The organism is Saccharopolyspora gloriosae, assembly GCF_022828475.1.
Classification (GTDB): domain Bacteria; phylum Actinomycetota; class Actinomycetes; order Mycobacteriales; family Pseudonocardiaceae; genus Saccharopolyspora_C; species Saccharopolyspora_C gloriosae_A.
Genome location: NZ_CP059557.1, coordinates 5321352 through 5339308, shown reverse-complemented (window position 1 = coordinate 5339308; position 17957 = coordinate 5321352). Strand labels below are relative to the sequence as shown.

Sequence of the window (17957 nt, the reverse complement as noted above, 5' to 3'; positions counted from 1 at the left end):
GGAGCGGGGGAACACCGGGCTCTCCAACGCAGCCGGGCGCGCCGATTGTTCCCACCGTGGCGAGTGACCCGCCCCACCTGTGCGGATCACCTGTCGACGCACGCCTCGACGATCTAGGCTGTGGGAATTCGCGAGCCTGGGGGTGTGCGATGGGAACTCCGTCCGACGCGGACGAGCGACGGCGGTTGGCGGGCTTGGGCCTGCCGGAGCAGCCTTCGATGACGCGCGTCTTCGACTACCTGCTGGGCGGTACGAGCCATTTCGAGCTCGATCGCAGATTCGTCGAGGACGTCGAACCGGTGTTGCCGAACATCGCCGGGCACATCCAGGTCATTCATGCGTTCCTGAGCCGCGCGGTGCGCTACCTGGCCGAATGCGGGATCGACCAGTTCCTCGACCTGGGAACCGGATTGCCCACGGTCGGCGATGTGCACGGCACCGCGCAACGCGTCGACCCGACCGCGCGGATCGCCTACGTCGACGCCGACCCGTTCACGGTGCGGCTCGCCGAGGCGCAGCTGCGCGGAGTGCGCGGCGTGACGGTGACCGAAGCCGACCTGTGCGAACCGGCCAGCGTGCTGACCGCGCCGGGAGTGGCGGGGCTGCTGGACTTCACCCGCCCGGTGGCGGTGCTGGCGATGGCCGCGCTGCCGTTCATCACCGACGACGACGAGCTGGCCGGGGTGGTCGCCGCCTACCGGGACGCGTGCTCGGTGGGCAGCGCGCTGGTCTGCTCGCACCTGTCGATGGTCACCGCGACGGCGGATCAGGTGCGCAGGTTCGGTGACGTGGCGGAGCAGATCGGGAGCAGGCCGATCTGGCGTTCGCCGGACGATTTCCGCACCGTGTTCAACGGCTACGAACTGGCCGAGCCAGGGCTGCTGCGGACGGCGCTGTGGCGTCCGGAACTGGGTGAGCCGACCGGCCGGCAGCACGATGCGCTTGAGATGGACACCCTTTCGGCGGTGGGGATGCTGGTGTCCCGCCCTGTTCCGACCGCGCTGCGCCTCGTTGGCCGATGAGTCGAGTCGGCGGAACTCCGGATGTTCGACCTCCGGGGTTTGCCGGTGTCGAAACCCCTGGTGGGAAGCCTTCCAGGCCCGCTTGGAAATGTTTTTCAAGGATTTCGGAACGATAATTTGCGGCGTGCCGAAAAAATTGTTTGGCCGAGTGGTCGAGTTGAATTCGCGCTCTCGATTTCCAGCTGATGTCTTGATTGTTTCGCGGTGGCGGGTAATGTATTCGGCAGAAGGGGAGTAGCCCTCAATTCGCGATCGACATACTGGCGGCAATGACGCGCGCCCGGTCGCGAAGCCTCTCGATGCGCAGGCGGGCGAGACCTTCGATCCGAAACATGTCGTATCGGAGGCGTGTCGCGCCCTGGTCCGAGCGGGGAAGAGGTGTTCGTACCGTGTTGACCAGCTTCGCCGTCAGCTCCGCGGCGATCTTCGTGGCTGAGCTCGGTGACAAGTCCCAGCTGATGGCGATGACCTTCGCCACCCGTTACCGCGCCTGGCAGGTGCTGCTCGGCATCACGCTCGCCACCACCGTCGTGCACGCCGCCTCGGTCGCCCTCGGATTCGGGATGGGCGCACTGCTGCCCACCGAATGGATTGGCCTGGTCGCCGGTATCGCCTTCCTCGGCTTCGCCGCATGGACGCTGCGCGGCGACCACCTCACCGACGCGGAGAAGAGCAAGGCGAGGCGCACCGGTGGGTCCGCGGTGATCGCGGTGACCCTCGCGTTCTTCCTCGCCGAGCTCGGGGACAAGACGATGCTGGCGACGGTCACCCTCGCCTCGCAGCACGACTGGCTGGGCACCTGGATCGGGTCGACCTTGGGCATGGTGCTGGCGGACGCGCTGGCCATCGGCGTCGGCCTGCTGCTGGGCAAGCACCTGCCGGAACGCTTCATCCGCTACGGCGCCGCCGCGCTGTTCGCCGTCTTCGGCGGCTGGCTGATCATCGAATCTCTCGTCGGGATCATCTGACCCCCCGCACGAAGCGAACGGCCCGCTCGGCCCCACCGGCCCGAGCGGGCCGCACCCGTTTCCGGAGCCGGAGTCCAGAGTGAACGGACCGTTCGTCCAACGAGATTGGGCGAACGGTCCGTTCACTTCATCCGGCACGTGATCGGCTTCGTGCCGGGCCGTTCCTGGTCGGAGTGAACGGACCGTTCGTCCAACGGGATTGGGTAAACGGTCCGTTCACTTCATCTCGCCTCGGCGAGCTGTGGGGGCGGTGTGGGTGAACGGACCGTTGGTCCAACGGGATTGGGCGAAGGGTCCGTTCACTCCTCCGCCTCGGTGCTCGGGGAGGCGGGTGGGGCTGGAGGCAACCCGTGACGGGGTCGGTGGGTTCTCGTTGTACGGGGGACGACGGTTCGGAGGTTCGCGTGAGCTGGATGATCTACGGCGCTACCGGGTACACGGGCCGGCTCATCGCGGAACGCGCCATCGACCGGGGCCAGCGGCCGGTGCTCGCCGGGCGGGACACCGCGAAGGTCGCCCGCGTCGCCACCCCGCTGGGCTTGCCGTACCGCGTGTTCGATCTGCGCGATGAGGCCGCGACCGCGGGGGCGCTGGCGGACGTCGACCTGGTGGCGCAGTGCGCCGGACCGTTCTCGGCGACTTCGGCGCCGATGGTGGCGGCCTGTTTGGCGGCGGGGGCGCACTACGTGGACATCACCGGCGAGATCGACGTGTTCGAGTCCGTGTTCGCCCGGCACGAGGACGCCGTCCGCGCCGGAGTGGTGCTGCTGCCCGGGGCCGGGTTCGACGTGGTGCCGACGGACTGCCTGGCCGCGCTGGTCGCCGCCGCGCTGCCGGAGGCGAGGAACCTGGATCTGGCGTTCCAGGCCGTCGGCGGGCTCAGCGGCGGCACGGTGAAGAGCGCGCTGGAAGGCGCCGCCCTCGGCGGCCGGGCTCGCATCGAGGGTTCGCTGCGCACGGTTCCGCTGGGTTGGCGGCGCCGGGAGGTGCCGTTCCCGTCCGGGCACCGCTCGGTGTCCTCACTGCCCTGGGGAGATGTCAGCACCGCTTACCGCAGCACCGGAATCCCGAACATCACCACGTTCACCCGGGTACCGGGGCTGCACCGGTTCGGGCCGGGGGCGACGGTACTCGGCAAGGTGGTGCTGGGGCGGCCGATGGCGCAGCGCCTCGGCAAAGCCGTGATCGGTTCCGTGGTCGGCGGTCCCCGGGCGGCGAAGCGGGCGCGGAGCTGGGTGGAGGTCTTCGCGGAGGCCACCGACGACGCGGGTCGTTCGGTGTCGGCGGCGCTGATCGGCCCCGACACCTACGAGTTCACGGTGGACGCGGTGCTGCGCACCGTCGGCGGCCTGCTGGCGGGAGGAATCCGGCCGGGCGCGCACACTCCGTCCACCGCGTTGGGCGCGGACTTCGTGCGCCGCCTGCACGGAGTCCGCGTCATCGAGCCCGCCCGGTAGGGAGGTGAGTGAGCGGACCGTTCGTCCAACGAGATTGGGCGAACGGTCCGTTGACTCCATCCCGCCCTGGCGAGCTGCTCGCGTGGTGCGGGGGAGAAGTGAGTGAACGGACCGTTCGTCCCGTGGGATTGGGCGAACGGTCCGTTCACTCCGGCTGCTCGGTGCCCTGGGGCCGGACGCGGAGCTTGGTGCCGGGGCCGTGGGCGTTGAGGAACTCCAGGTACGGGCCGGTGCGGTCCGGGGCGTGCAGCGCCACCAGGTGCGGTTCGCGGTGCACGGCGATCAGCGGGGTGGTCTCGGTCCACCGCTGCGCGTCCAGTGCCGGATCGGCGGAGTCGACCACCACGGAGTGCACCGCGCCGGTGTCCACATCGGACTTGCGCGGTTCCAGCAGGCACAGTTCGTTGCCGTCGGGATCGGTCATCACGACCCACGGCACGTCCTCGCCCTGACCGACGTCGGCGAAGCGCGCGCCCGCGTTGAACAGCCGCAGCAGCATGGTCCGCTCGTGCTCGTGCGACTCGCTGCGCAGGTCCAGGTGAACGCCGTTCTTCCCGGTCTTCTCCCGCGAGGCGGCGGTGAACAGCAGCGGCACCCCGGGCGGCCCCGCGGGCCGCACCACCGGCTCGGGCGACCCGGTGTCGACGGTCCAGTCGAGCACCTGCGCCCACCATCGCGCCAGCCGCATCGGTCGTGCGGTGGCGAATTCGACGGTGAACCCGGTGCCGTTCATGAGCCCGGAGGTTAGGCCGCGGCCGGACCGGCCGCATCCGCATCCCGCGCGCACCACGCACCGACCTCGCGACATTCCCTTCGGCGCCCCGGAAAGCGCAAGAGCCGATCAAGCGCGCGCGGTCAGCGTCCGCGTGCTGACCGCTTCCGGGGCGCCGTGGTCCCCGACGACGTGCCGAGGTCCGGTGACGGTGTCGCCGAGTGCGGCGCGCAGCGTGCGGGCGACGAGCTGACGGCGCACGGACCTGGGCGAGAGCTCCGCCAGCAGCCAGCCGATCGCGGGCGGCAGCACCCGGGGCAGCCGTTCCCGGGCGCAGTGCCCGGTGCCCGGCACCAGCCACACCTCGGCCGCCGGCCGGTCGGCCAGCGCGATGGTGTCCCGCAGCGGGACGTACGGGTCGCCGGTGCCGTTGATCGCCAGCAGCGGGGACGGCGAGGTCGAGCTCAGCAGTCCTTGCCTGCGCAGGGAGAAGTCCAGGGAGAACCGGTCGGCGTCGGCCCGGCCCGGTAGCGCGGGCAGGTCGAGCGCGTTGCCGATGACCCCGGCCATCCCGTGCGGCAGCCCGAGCACGTCCACGGCGGTGCCGTTCGCGCCGATGGGGCCGCCGAAGTCGATCGCCGCGTCGACCCGGCCGGTGAGCGCGAGCTTCGCGGCCCAGTGCCCGCCGAAGCTCAGGCCCAGCAAGGCGGTCTTCGAGCACCGGGTCAGGTCGGCGAGTTGCCGGGCGGTTGCCGCCAGCAGCAGATCCGAGTCCGCCGCGAGCGGAACTCGTGATTCGCCGGTGCCGGGCATGTCGATCGCGGCGACGGTGAGCCCGCTGATCAGCGAGATCAGCAGCGCCATCCGGTGCAGTTCGACCTTCCACGTGTCGACGCCGCCGCACAGCAGCAGCAACTGGTCGCTGACGGCTCGGGGCCTGCGGTAGATGTGCGCGGCGACGCGGGTGTGCTGCCGCCGGTACGGGACGTCGAGGAGGTACCGGCGGAACGTGACGGGCAGGTTCTCCGAAGCGTGCCGGAAGCATTCCAGTTGACGCGCGTAGGCCTCGCGGCGATCCGCGGTGGCCAGGCAGGGGAATCGGGCCGCGCCCCAGCACGCGGCGGCCTGCGCCCAGTCCTGTTCGGACTCTTTGCGCCGGGCTTCCTCGGCCCAGACCGGGACCCAGCCGGTGCGGCCGTGTCCCCACATGTCGTCGATTCGGTCACGGGCGCGGGCGATCACGGTCGGTGACACTCCCCAGCTCTGGAACTGCCGGGCACGTTCGGTGAACAGTTCCGCGGGATCCACGAGAAAGGTGAACATGGTCGCCTCCGTCGACTCAGGGTCTTTCCGGCTGGGGGAGGGAAAATCGGGGTCCTGAGCCTGTGACCTGATGGTCTCGCGCCAGGTGAGATGGACCAAGTGGCCTGGCCGCACACTACCTGAATATACGTGCGGAAACGTGCGTTGATCTTGATAGTGCCCCGATTCGAGCGACAGAATGCTACACAGAGTAGTCAAGTGCCGGTGCGACAAGGCCGTTGCCCAGCACTCCACCTCCAGACCCGAAGTCCACGAAGACGAAGTCCACCAAGGGCGGCGAAGCACGCCTGCCTTGCGGCCGAAGGCCGGGCAGTTGAGCGGCGAAGTCCGCGAAGGGCGGCGAAGCAAGCCTGCCTTGCGGCCGAAGGCCGTGCAGTTAGGCGGCGAAGTCCGCGAAGGGCGGCGAAGCAAGCCTGCCTTGCGGCCGAAGGCCGTGCCTTTGGGCGGCGGAGTCCGCGAAGGGCGGGCGAAGCCCCGCTTGCCTTGCGGCCGAAGGCCGTGCCTGTATGTGCGAAGCACATAGCCCACGTCAAAAAAACGACCACCCGCGGGTTCTCAGCTGTCTTCTCGCGAGGACAGCTTTTTCCCTCGTGGCGGAGCCACTTGGGAAAAAGATCCCGCAGCGAGAAGACAGCTGAGGTTCCGCCACCCGACCACCCAAGCAAAACGACCGGCTCGAATCACCACTGCGCCGCCACGACTACACCGGAAAGGCTCGACAGCCGTGGTGGGGCACTCAGCGAAACCGCCGCCGGCTCCCTCGCGAGGAAGCCGCTGAGAACCCGCCGGTGGTCATCTTGCTCAAGTCGGTCACCGCTCACCGGCTTCGCCGCTGACAGGACGACGACCACAAGATCAGCCCGAACACGTCCTGAGCCATCAGGTCGCGGAATCCGCCGGGTAGTGCCAGTTCGAGCCGGTGCCGCGGTACTGGTCCACCGGAATCGGCGACACGTCCGGTGCTAGGTGATCGCTGCACAGCACGCCGTAGAGGTGATCCACTTCGTGCGCCACGAGCCGCGCGATGCCGCGTTCGAAGATGGTGATGCGCCGTTCCCCGGTGATGTCCTGGTGCTCCACGTGCACCACCACCGGCCGCGGCACCAGGCAGCGCACGTCGAAGAAGCTCAGGCAGCCCTCGTACTGCTCGTCGCCCTGTTCGCCCGCCTCGATGATCCGCGGGTTCAGCAACGTGATCAGGTCGTCGCTGCCGGGCGGGCGCACGATCGCCGCCGCCCGCTCGATGCCGATCTGCGGGGCGGCGATGCCCATGCCTTTGCCGAAGGTGTGCGCCTTGGAGATGCGTTGTGTCGCCGAGTGCAGCTCGTTGATCACCCGCCGGGCGTCCTCGGCCTCTTCGGGCAGCGTGAACTGCCGGGCGGATCGCCGCAGCACCGGATCGCCGTCCTGCACGATGCCCAGCGCCGTCATCGTCTCGCTCGGTTTCGGCGGCCCGGACGGGGCGGTGGGCGAGTCGTTGCGGAAGTGCCATTCCAACCGGTACCGCGCGTGCAGCGGCGGATCCTCGGTCGACCACGCGTAGATCGTGCGGTCCTGCTCGTGCCGGGTCTCGATGGCGGTGTGGAACGGCATCGACTCCGCCGTCATCGAGGTGTGCAGGCCCCACACCGCGGGGTCCAGCGCCGTCGGGAAGTTCAACGTCACCGATAACCGCTGGGTGGGCAGCCGCACCGCGCGGCGGAACCAATGGCCCCACTTGTCGTCGCTGACGGTGTAGGTGTATTCGATCCAGGCGCTTTCCCCCGGATACAGCGGGAATCGGCCGGAGTCGTTGGCGAACAGCAGCCACACTTCCTTGAACGCGTCCCGGTCGTGTTGCACGCTCCAGCGCATCGGCTCTTCGCGCTTCTCCCCGTGCCAGGCCTGGAGGTCGATTTCCTCCCAGGTCAGCGGGTTGTCCCGGTAGAGCCGGTTGGAGCGTTCGGGATCGCCGGGGAACCGGTCCACCGAGACGCGGATCAGGTAACGGGTGATCGGCTCGGTGCCGTTGTTGACCAGATGTCGCCGCATGGTGGCGCGATAGGAACCGTTGACGTAGAACAGTTCCGCGTGATCGTGCTCGACCACCAGCCCGCCCGCGGGTTCGATGGCCGGCGCGGCGTGCTGCGGCGCGCTGGGTTTGCGCGGCGCGGGAACGGTGTTCTGCTCCCGCCAAGCGCGGCGCAGTGATCCACCGGCGTTGAGCGCGCCGTCGGCTGCCTGCGCGAATTCGCGCGACGCGTGCTCACCGCCGCTTTCGACCTTCGACACGTACGACCGGCTGTAACCCATCTCCCGAGCCAGTGCTGATCTGGACAGGCCCCGAACGTCGCGCCACCGCCGGAATTCGGCGACGAACACGTCTTGTTCCGGCGTCGCGTCCAGATCGGTTTTCGCCTGGCCGGTCATGGTCACCATCCCCATCGCGTCCGGCGTGCGTGTGCGTGAGCTCACCGTGAGCAGGCGCTCAGCCTACGCACACACCCCCCTGTCGCGGTCTCCTTGAACCGAGGTTCCAGGACGCCGACAGCACGATTCACACAGATGGCGGGTAGCTGAGCGAAAAATGTCCTCCGAAGTCTTCGCACGCACAACAATCTCGCGTCCTCCGGCCGCTTTCGGGCGGTTCGGAATCGAAGGATCTGATCACGTGAGCAGCCCCTTGGCGATTCACGGCGGCCCGCCCGTGGTGCGGTCCGCCGGCCCGCAGATCCCTTGGCCGCCGGTCGACATCAACACCGCTGTCGCGGTCACCGCCCAGCTCTACAGCGCCGTGTCCTTGCCGGGCCGCACCGGCATCGTCGCCGAGTTGGAGAGCCGGCTCGCGGAGTTCTTCGGCGTCCGCCGCGCGGTGGTCACGTCCTCGGGAACCGCGGCGCTGCACTCGGCGTACTCGGCGCTGGGACTCACCGACGGGGACGAGGTGATCGTGCCCGCCTACACGGCGCATCCGACGGCGACGCCGCTGTTCCACCGGCGGGCGAAACCGGTGCTGGTGGATTGCGACGAGCTCGGCAACATCGACCCGCTCCAGGTGGAGGCGGCGATCACGCCGTTCACCAAGGCCATCGTCGTCACGCACCTGTGGGGCGTCCCCGCTCGGGTGGAGGCGCTCGCGGACATCGCCGAGCGGCACGGGATTCGCCTGGTGGAGGACGGCTCGCACGCGCACGGCGCCGCGGTGGGCGGCCGCCGAGTCGGCACCTTCGGGCACATCGCCGCGTTCAGCATGGGCGGCTCGAAGCCGTTGTCGGCGGGGGAGGGTGGTTTTGTGCTCACCGATGACGACGATCTGTACTACCGGGTGCTGCTGCACAGCCAGGACGGCGGACGGTGCCGCAGCGAGATCCCGATCGACCACCCGCTGCGCCGGTACGTGGTCACCGGAACCGGGTTGGCGCACCGAATTCATCCGCTCGCGGTGGCGCTGGCGCTCGGACAGCTCAACGAGCTCGATCGGCGGCTGGGCGGGCGGCGGCAACTCGCCGCGCACATGATCGCGGAGCTGCGCGGGCTGCCCGGGATCAGCGTGCCGGAGGTGCCCGCGCGTTCGGCGCCCGCCTGGTACGCGCTCGCGTTGCTGCACCGGCCGGAGGACTTGGGCGGTTTGCCGGTGGACGCGCTGGTCGCGGCGCTGCGCGCGGAGGGCTGCCTCGAGGTCGATCACCCGCGGGCGCCGCGCCCGCTCAACGAACACCCGTTGTTCGACGCGCCGAACCGCCTGTTCCCGAACCTCCCCGAGGGGTGGCCGCGCTACCGCGCCGGTCAGTACCCGCGCTCGGAGCGCAGGCACCGCAACACCCTCACCGTCACCGTCCCGCACGACGATCCGGATCTCGCGGAGGGCTATGTGCGCGCGTTCCGCAAGGTGATCACGCACCACCGCACCCTCATCGGCCCTGACCCGTGATCTTGCGGGCGGCTCCGCGCCGTGGCGATTTCCGCGATTTCCCGGGAAAGGGCACGCGGTCAGCTCAGCGCGGCGTCGCGGAGATCTGCCAGCAGGGCCGGCAGCACCGTTTCCTCTTCGACCGCACGGGAAGCCGTGGACATCAGCTCGGCGAGCTGCGGATCCCACGGGGTCTCCACCGGGGTGCCCACCAGGTTCGGCAGGTCCGAGCGGTCCCGCGCGGCGAGGTCGACGGCTTCCCGGTAGTCGGCCGCCGACATCCGCCACAGGCCCACCTCGTGCTCCGACCACAGCGAGCGGGCGATCGTGACGCCCGTCCAGTCGAAATCGCCGTGGTAGCGCAGGCGCGCGCCGTTCGCGTGCAGTCGCCGCAGCAGCGCCAGCGCCACCGTCGACGGATGCCCGGACAGGCACACCAGCGGATGCCGGATTCCGGCTCGCACCGCGGCTTCGAGGACCCGCGGGTTCTCGCACACCGCGACCACCACGCCGCGCTCGACGAGCCGTTCCGGGGCGGCGACCAGGTCGCGGTGCGTGAGGTGCGTCGGCAGTCCCAGCTCGGTGCGCCCGGTGATCGACCGCGACCAGGAGTCGTCGCCGGTCAGCGGCAGCGCCCAGCTCAGCACGGTGCCGGCCACGTCGTTCACGGCCACCCCGCAGCGTTCCCACAGCGCCTGCCGTTCCCGCGCGCCGCCCGGCGGTTCCACGTCGTGCGCCAACGCCGCCGCGCGCAGCACGATCCGGCTCAGCGTGCCGCCGTCGTCGAGTTCGTGCGGGGCGTCCGGTGCGGCGAGGTCGGAACGCGACACCCACTGCACCGGAGTCGTCGCCGGGTCCAGGGCCAGCGCGGCGAGCACCGCCGCGGCCCGCGCGGTGAACCCGGCGAGTTCGGTCTCGGAGACCCGGCCGTACTGGTGCAGCCAGCGTGCCCACGGCCGAGCCCACCGTGCTCGGTCCAGTCCGTGCGCCGACAACGCGGCCAGCGCCGGATCGGACGATTCCGGTTCCGGCGCATCGGCATCGGGGGAGGCGACGGGCCTGCCGTGCAAGATTTCCAGCACCTGCGCCAGATCCAGCTCGAACCGCGGATCGGAGCGCAGCACCCGGTCCAGTTTCGCCAGCATGATCCGGGAATGTCCCAGGTACAGCTCGCGGCCGTACACCTCGCTCACGGCGGCGCGGGTGCGCTCGTCGGGGAGTTCGGCGCTGAACCGGTCCGGCCGCTTCGGGGACTCCAGCGCCTCGCGCGCCCGCTCCCAGAAGCCGCGCAGCGGCTCGCCGCCCCACGCGGTGCGGACATCCGCGCGGACCTGTTCGGACACGTCAGCCATCGGAGCGCTCCATGCCCCGACCGTCCCACGTGGTGTGCGTGCAGGCGATGCCGTGTCCGCTGCGCGGACGCAGCACGTCGTAGATGTGCATCTTCGGGATCTTCGGCGACACGCCCCACCCGCTGGGCCAGGTGATCAGCCAGTCCATGTCCAGGTCCACCAGCAGCCCCAGCATCCGCGCGATCGTCGGATCGTCGAGCCGCTCGAACGCCTCGTCCAGCAGCACCAGCCGCAACGGACCGCGCCCGCCGGAGGACACGCTGACCGCGTCGTAGAACGCGGCGGCCGCCGCGAACAACGTCACGTAGGAGATCAGCCGCGTCTCACCGGAGGACAGCTGCCGCAACCGGCGCACCCGAGGCTTGCCCTCCGGGCCGACGTCGCGCACCCGCACCGTGAACGCGAACCACGAGCGGTAGTCCAGCGCCCGCGACAGGATCTCCGCGTAGCCGCCGGAGGCGCTGTCGCGTTCGGCCTCGATGAGGTCGGTGAACACCTTGCGCAGCAACGAATCCTGGTCGTCGCTGCGATCCGCGAACGGAGTGCGCACCAGGTCGATGGCCTGCTTGATGTCGTCGCCGAGCGACGGCGACGGTTCCCACTCCAGCTGCACGTGCACGCCCTGGCTGGAGCGGGCGCCGTCGAGCACCTCGTTCATCCGCTTGCACAGGTTTTCCGCCACCGTCACCTGCCCGCGCAGCCGTTCCGCGAGGTCGCGGATCAGGTAGTCGGCGAAGATCGACCGGTAGCGCTCGTTGAGGAATCCGCGCTGCTCGGCGAGACGTTCGGCGACTCGGCGGGCCGCGTCCGCCACCGGCTGCGGCCCCTCTTCACCGGTGACCGTGACGGTCAGCAGGCCCTGCTGGTCACCGGCGGCGATGTCGTAGCCGCCGCTGAGCGACTGCTGCAACGCCTGGAACCGGTTGAGCACCGCCGTCTCGCCCGCCGTTTTGCGATCGGCGACGGCGGCCAGCAACTCGGCGGCCTCCGCCGGGTCGGCGGGCGGCTCCACGTTGCGCGGATCGGGCTCGGCGCCGTCCTCGGCCGGGACCACTTCGGCGGCCGCCCACACACCGGGCACCCGCAGCGCTTCGGTGAACGCGGAAGCCGCGGTCTCGGCGTCGGATTCCCGCCCGGCGAGCTGCGAATGCTTCGTCTCCCACTGGGTTTCCAGCCGCACCACCTGTTCCCGGGCGGTGCTGATCCGTTCCCGCGCGGCGGGGAGGTCCTTGCGCAGCTGGGTGCGTTCGCGTTCCAGCTCGCCGACCTTGCCGGAGATCTCCTGCGCCGCCCCGCCCACGGCGTCGCTGAGCTCGGCGAGCCCGGTGGCCTGTTCGGTGTGCTCGACGCAGCGCTGCTCGGCCTGCGACTCGGCCTCCATCCGGTCGGCCACCGCGGCGTCGTGGTGCAGCGCGATGTCGCGCAGGTCGGCCAGCGTGGCCAGGCAGCGGGACTCCACCACCTCGTGCAGCGCGTCGATCGCCGACCGGGCCTCGGTCGCGGCCCGGTTCGCGTGCTCCAGCGCCTGGGTCTCCGGCGGCAGGTCCGCTTCTCCGGCGGCGCGCACCAGTTCGGAACGGGTCGCCTGCCAGCGCTGATCGGTCTGGTCGAGTTCGCCGCGGGCCTGCTTGGCGTGCCGGTCGGCGTCCTCGGCGGCGTCGGTGGCGGTGGCGACCTGGGCGTGCGCGGTGACGAGGCCGGAGTCGTCGGGGAACGATTCCAGGTGCCGTTCCAGGGATTCGCCGTGCTCGGTGGCGTCCCGGTGCCGCCGTTCCACCTCGCCGATCTGCTCGCGCAGCGCGGAGAGCTCTTCCTCCAGCTCCGCGATGCGCCGCGCGCGGGACGCCTCGCGGGCGCCCGCGCCGACGTACTCGGCGGACTCCTTCTGCCACGCGCCGGACAGCACCCCGGCCTGCCACCGGCCGTCGGTGCACACCACCAGCCCCGGACCGTCCACGATGGACACCGAGGTGAGCAGGGAAGCGATGTGCTCGGCGGGAACGGGGCCGTCCGGTTCCGGAGCGGGCACCAGCAGTTCCGCCAGCGTCCCCGCCGAACCCGCCGCGCCCGGAACGGCCAGCACGTCCGCCAGCTCGGCGACGGTGCCCTTCTCCGAAACCCACGCGTTGAGCAGCCCGCTGGCCTGCAACGCGGCCTCCAGCCCGGCCCGTTCCGCGTCGTCGAGCGACGGCTGGAAGTCCACCAGCCGGTAGAACGCGCGCCCCGTCGCCTCGGGCCGCTCGGCCGCCGCCCACGCCGGGCGCTGCGGCGTGCGCTCCACACCGGCGCGCAGCTCCGACAGCTCCTGCTCACCGGTGCGGACGCGGTCGCGGAACTCGCCGAGTTCCCGCTCCACCGCCGAAATCCGCTGCCGGGCGTCCTGCAAACGCGGCCGCGCCCAGCGACGCGCCAGCTCCAGCGCCTCGCGGGCCGCCGAACGGTCGGCCAGCAGCCGATCCACCTCGGGCACCTCCGGCACCGGATCGTCCACAACGGACTCCGGATGCTCCGAGCCCCAGCGCTGCGCCCGCTGCCGCCAGTCGGCGGCCGCCTCCGAGAGGCGCTGCTGCGCCACGTTGCGCCGCCCCACGGCCTCCGTGGAGATCAGCTGCGCCTGGCGGGACTGCTGCTGGAGCTTCGTGACCTGCTCCCGCTGCCGGTCCAGTTCCACGGCCTGCTGGTGCAGCGTCAACGTCAACGCGCCACGGCGCTGCGCCACCGTGCTCGCCTGCGCGGCCCGATCCGCCGCCGCGCGGAACCGCTGCGCCAACTCGTCGGTGTCCACCTCGGGGGCGCTGAGCCGGTGCACGTCCACCGGCTCGGCATCGGGCTCCGGGACGGTCCGCACCCGGTCCGGAGTGCTGATCGGCTCCGCCTTCGGCACCTCCGGCGGACGCGGCACCAGATCCCCGTCCAGGCCCGCCGCGGCCAACTGCCGGTTCGCCCGCTGCGCCGCCTGCTCCGCGGACTCCGCGTCGCCCACCAGCCTGCGCAACGTGCCCAGCACCGACTCCGCCGAACGCTCCTCCTGCGCCCGATGCCGCGCCGCGGTCTCCAGCGCCGCGACCGCCGCCGAACGCGAACCCTCCACGACCCGCTCCCGGTCGCGCAGGTTCTGCAACTCCGCGTACGCCGGGTGCGAGCGCAGCGACTCGATGCTCGACTCCAGCGTGCCCTCGCGCTGCTCCAGCTCGGTGACGGTGCGCTGTGCCGAATCGCGCTCCTCGCGGTGCCCGGTGACCTGCTTGTCGAGCTTCGCCAGTTCCTTGCGCAACGCCCCGAGCCGGTCCTGCGCCGCGCGCATCGACTCCGCGCGCTCCCGCAACGCCCCCAGCGCGTACCCCGAATAGGTCGACAGGAACGCGCCCAGCGCCTTGTCCGCGCCGGTCAGCCGGACGATGTTCTCCCGGATCGACTCCAGGTCGTCGAACGAGCTGGCCAGCCGCTCGATCAGCGCGGGCTCCAGCGGCGGCAGCGCGTCCGAGAGGATCTGCTCCAGCTGCCCCTCCAGCACCTTCAACCCGACGTCCGGGTTGCGCAGCGTCCGCTGCAGGTGCAGCAGGTCCCCGTAGCGGGCCGAGGGCACGCCGTAGACCTGCGCGGCGATCTTCGCGCGGAACGCCTGATCGTCGAGCACGCAGTCCGCGCCCAGCAGCTCCCGCAGCTGAGCCGGACCCAGCGGCACCCGCTCCGGACCCACCAGGTGCAGGTTGTGTCCCACCCGGCGGCCCGTGATGAACCGCCACGAGTCGCTGATCGCCTGCGAGGTCTTCGACGCCTTCACGCCGACCCCGCAGGTCAGGAATTCCTCGCCGCCGTCAGGGGATTCGCGGCGCAGCTCCACCCAGGCGTAGCCGATGCGGTTCGGGCCGCCCGGGTACTCGTCGAGCATCAGGCGCCGGATGCTGACCGTGTCGAAACCCTTCGACCCCAGCTGGCGCAGATCGCCGTCCAAGCACAGCGGCAGCAGCAGCTCCAGCGTCCGGGACTTGCCGGAACCGTTGGTGCCCTGGAAGATCGCGCGCCCACCGGAGAGGTCGAACGTGTTCTCCGCGTACTGCCAGATGTTCACGATCCCGCCGCGGTGCAGCCGCCAGCGGTGCACCGGTCCCGCGGAGAGCGTCGCGTCGCCCGGCTGCTCCGGGCTCGCCGGGGCCTCCGAGTTCGCGGCCTGCACCGCTGCGTTCGCGTCGTCGGGGCTCACCGTGAACCGTCCTCTTCCAGATCGTCGAACAGGGACAGGCCCGGCGGCGCCGGCGCCGGTGCGGGCTCCGGTTCCCGCCCGGGGGCGGGCGTGGCGTCCGGTTCCGGCAGCCACCGGTGCGCCGCCGGGCTCAACCACCAGGTGAGCTCGCCATGATCCTCCCCGGTGGTGGCGGTGCCGTCGGCGGCCTCGCCGCGCAGCACACCGAGCCGCCGCAGCAGGTCCGCGACGGACCGCACCAGCTCCGCGGGCTCCTCGGTGGCCTGCCGCGACCACGCCGCCGGATACGACTCGATCAGCTCACCGCACACTTCGGTGAGATCGTCCCAGGTCACCGGGTGCCTGCCGTCGGGCTCACGGGGTTCGGCGCACTCCAGCAATCGCGGCAGCGCCAGCAGCGCGATGCGCGCCACCGTGCCGGTGCCGGGGAACAGGGTGTCGGTCAGGTAGTCCTCCGGGTCGCTCACCACGACGCCTTCGGAACGAACCTCGGTGACCAGGCCGAAGAACCGCTCCAGCAGCCGGGATTCCACGCCGAAGTTCTTCAGCAGCCACTCCCGCTGCTCGGCGGGCAAGTCCGCGTAGAGCACCACCGGGTCCTCCACCAGCCGCCGCCGCACCACGTGCTCCACGCTGCGCGGACCGGCCTGCGCCGCCGCCGCCACCAGCTCTTCGGGTCCGGCCGAGGTGCCGATCGGGCCGGCCGGCAGCTGGCCGAGCAGATCGGTGTCGATGGTGATCAGCGCCTCCGCCGTGGAATCCGTCGCGGTCACGGTGCCCTCGGTCTCGCTGATCACCCCGAGCGCCACCAGATGCCGCAGCGCGGCGGTCAGCGCCCGCCGATCCGCCGGATCGTCCACCACCGCCACGCCCGCCTCCACGGCGGCGGCGCGCACGTCGATCACCAGGCGGGACAGCAGCACCTGCCTGCCGATGCCGGTCAGCGTGGCCAGCGTCAACGCCAAGTACGCGTAGCCGCGCGGCGTCAAACCCGGCTCGCCGCGCGTGGCGTCCGCACCCGGCCCCGACTTGTACAGCCGCGCGAACCGGCGCTCCACCACCAGCCGGTACCCGAGCAGCGAGGAGAACACCTCGTGCAGCGCCGCCCGCTGCCGGTAGATCATCGGCAGCAGATCCCCGTCCGCGGCGCCCTCCCGCAGCAGCGGGCGGCGCAGCAGCGCCCGCGCGCACCGCACCACGTTCGAGGCGTCGATCGAGGACAGCTCGTCGAAGGCCTTGGTCGCCGTCATCGGGTCGCCTCCGCGGGAATCGCGCCGTCGCCGTGCACGTCCAGCACCGCATCGGTCAGCGTGAGCGTGCCCGCGGCGCTGCTGATCTTCGTGTGGGTGCCCGGCTCCGGACGGATCGTCACCCGCAACCGGTGCACCGGGTCCAGCGCGGAACCCGGATCCTCGGAGCTGTCGCGCTGCGCCATCGCCAGCGTCATCAGCTCGCACAGCACGCCCAGCGCCTCCCCGGACAGCCGGGTGTCGGCCAGCGCCGCACCCGCCGAGGCGAGTTCCGCCACGGCCGCGCCGCGCCGCGCGTCCTCCTCGCGGGCCTCGGCCAGCAGGGACTCCTCGGTCATCGGGTCGTCCAGCACCCGGGAGGTGCGCCCGCGCGCCCCGCGATCACCGCGGCTGCGCACGCTCACCGTCACGTCCTGCACCGGCCCGTCGCGCCACGGCACGTCGTGGTTGTCGCTGTCGTAGTCCGGCGCGGGCAGCAGGTGCCGCGCCGAGTACAGCCCGAACGCGGCCGCGTAGATCCGGTGTGCCTCCGGCTGCTCGGCCTCGTCGAACCAGCGCGCCAGCTTCAGCAGCTCACCCCGGCGACCCGGCAGCAGGCCGCCGCCCGAGGTCGCGCGCTTCACGCTCGCCAGCAGCGAACCGATCGCCCGCGCCGTGGCCTCCCGCAGCGCCGCCACCTGGCTGGGGCGTCCCGGCGCGTCCACGAACCAGTCCGTGAGCTCCTGCCAGTCCGCCGCGGTCCGCCCGCGCGCCCGCTCCACCTCGGTGCCCAGCTGATCCGCCGGACCCAGCAGCCGGATCAGCTCACCGCGCACCCCGGCCAGGCCCGCCAGCGAGCCCGCGATCGTCTCGGTGTGCCGCAGCACGTCCTCCACGACCATCTGGATGTACTCGACCAGCAGGTTCCGGAACCCGGAGATCTCGTCCGGTGCCAAATGGTGCCGGGTGACGACCTCGCCCAGGTAGGCGTAGAAGTCCCGCACCGTCGCGGCGAGTTCGGCGTGCTGCAGGAACACCGTCGTGACGTGCTCCGCCAGCCGCTCGCGGGTCCGCCTGGCCCGTTTCGAACCCGGCTCGGCGCGTTCCGCGGCGACCGCGGACGACAACGCCGAGCCGATCTCGCCGAGGCCGCGTTCGATCGCGGGCAGCAGTTCGCGGGACACCTCGCGGGCACCTTCCGGCACCCGCAGCAGCGCGTCCACATCGCGCTGCACCCGGACGGCGAGCTTGCTGACCTGGTAGCGCACGCTGCCGTGCTGGAACTCGGCGATGCTGGCGGCGATCGTCTCCCGCCTGCCCAGCACCAGGTTTCCCCACAGCCGCAGCTGCTTCAGCCGCTCCACCACGGTGTCCAGCTCGGACTCGCCGGGGTCGATGCGGCCTTCCCGCTCGGCGGCCGCCAGCGCCGCGGTCACCTCGCCGATCGACAGGTCCGCGAGCAGCGTCGAGGTGAACAACCGCATGATCGCCAGGTAGGTGCGGTGCTCGCGCGCGCTCAAGTAGGCGAACAGCCGCAACCGCTGCTGGTCCGCCCGAACGTCATCCAGTGCCTGCGCGGAGGAGGCGGACTCGGCTTCGGTGCCCGCCACCCCCGCGCGCAGCACGTCAGCTTCGTGATCCGGGGCCGTCACGGTCGGCCACGATAACCCGAGCCACCAACACTCCCTGTCAAGAGCCCAGCTAAGACTTCGCTTCTGAGCGACCTGCGTAGTGGGTCACTCAGCGGAACCTCAGCGGCTCCCTCGCTGCGGGATCCATTTCTCATGTAGCCCTCTACACA

General features: G+C 71.2%; 11 protein-coding genes. 4 read left to right on the top strand and 7 right to left on the bottom strand.

Annotation, left to right across the window (positions count from 1 at the left end; genetic code table 11):
* The first annotated feature begins 149 nt into the window (after positions 1-149).
* From H2Q94_RS23255 to H2Q94_RS23245, 3 genes are all read left to right on the top strand, one after another.
* Entirely contained in the window at positions 150-1022 is an 873-nt protein-coding gene (locus H2Q94_RS23255) for an SAM-dependent methyltransferase (protein ID WP_243789304.1), read from the top strand.
* Positions 1023-1411: 389 nt separating this feature from the next.
* On the top strand, positions 1412-1990 hold the full coding sequence (locus H2Q94_RS23250; RefSeq protein ID WP_243789303.1) for a TMEM165/GDT1 family protein: 579 nt from the start codon (positions 1412-1414) through the stop codon (positions 1988-1990).
* Positions 1991-2403: 413 nt separating this feature from the next.
* On the top strand, positions 2404-3447 hold the full coding sequence (locus H2Q94_RS23245) for a saccharopine dehydrogenase family protein (protein ID WP_243795877.1): 1044 nt from the start codon (positions 2404-2406) through the stop codon (positions 3445-3447).
* Between the two features lie 145 nt (positions 3448-3592).
* On the opposite strand, the gene H2Q94_RS23240 is transcribed toward H2Q94_RS23245, so the two are convergent.
* The 3 genes from H2Q94_RS23240 to H2Q94_RS23230 all read right to left on the bottom strand — a co-directional run bounded on the left by H2Q94_RS23240 (position 3593) and on the right by H2Q94_RS23230 (position 7936).
* Positions 3593-4180 carry a VOC family protein gene (locus tag H2Q94_RS23240; protein ID WP_243789302.1) on the bottom strand — a complete coding sequence of 196 codons (588 nt, stop codon included), beginning with the start codon at positions 4178-4180 and terminating at the stop codon, positions 3593-3595.
* Positions 4181-4288: 108 nt separating this feature from the next.
* Positions 4289-5482, bottom strand: a complete 1194-nt coding sequence (locus tag H2Q94_RS23235; RefSeq protein WP_243789301.1) for an alpha/beta hydrolase — start codon at positions 5480-5482, stop codon at positions 4289-4291.
* Between the two features lie 879 nt (positions 5483-6361).
* Positions 6362-7936, bottom strand: a complete 1575-nt coding sequence (locus tag H2Q94_RS23230) for a peptide deformylase (protein WP_243789300.1) — start codon at positions 7934-7936, stop codon at positions 6362-6364.
* Between the two features lie 196 nt (positions 7937-8132).
* Here H2Q94_RS23230 and H2Q94_RS23225 point away from each other — a divergent pair, with 196 nt between their 5' ends.
* The gene (locus H2Q94_RS23225; RefSeq protein WP_243789299.1) at positions 8133-9392 is read left to right on the top strand and encodes a DegT/DnrJ/EryC1/StrS family aminotransferase; all 1260 of its coding nucleotides are present in this window, start codon (positions 8133-8135) and stop codon (positions 9390-9392) included.
* Positions 9393-9451: 59 nt separating this feature from the next.
* Here the strand turns inward: H2Q94_RS23225 and H2Q94_RS23220 are convergent, their stop codons facing one another.
* From H2Q94_RS23220 to H2Q94_RS23205, 4 genes are read right to left on the bottom strand one after another with little or no spacing between them, the layout of a single operon-like run.
* Positions 9452-10723, bottom strand: a complete 1272-nt coding sequence (locus tag H2Q94_RS23220; protein ID WP_243789298.1) for a TIGR02679 family protein — start codon at positions 10721-10723, stop codon at positions 9452-9454.
* Positions 10716-14927, bottom strand: a complete 4212-nt coding sequence (locus tag H2Q94_RS23215) for a TIGR02680 family protein (RefSeq protein WP_243789297.1) — start codon at positions 14925-14927, stop codon at positions 10716-10718. Before H2Q94_RS23215 ends, H2Q94_RS23220 begins: the two co-directional genes overlap by 8 nt.
* On the bottom strand, positions 14924-16177 hold the full coding sequence (locus H2Q94_RS23210) for a TIGR02678 family protein (RefSeq protein WP_243789296.1): 1254 nt from the start codon (positions 16175-16177) through the stop codon (positions 14924-14926). Before H2Q94_RS23210 ends, H2Q94_RS23215 begins: the two co-directional genes overlap by 4 nt.
* Positions 16174-17724 (bottom strand): DUF2397 domain-containing protein, encoded by a 1551-nt coding sequence (locus H2Q94_RS23205; protein WP_397545493.1) that lies wholly within the window; start codon positions 17722-17724, stop codon positions 16174-16176. Before H2Q94_RS23205 ends, H2Q94_RS23210 begins: the two co-directional genes overlap by 4 nt.
* Positions 17725-17957 lie beyond the last annotated feature (233 nt).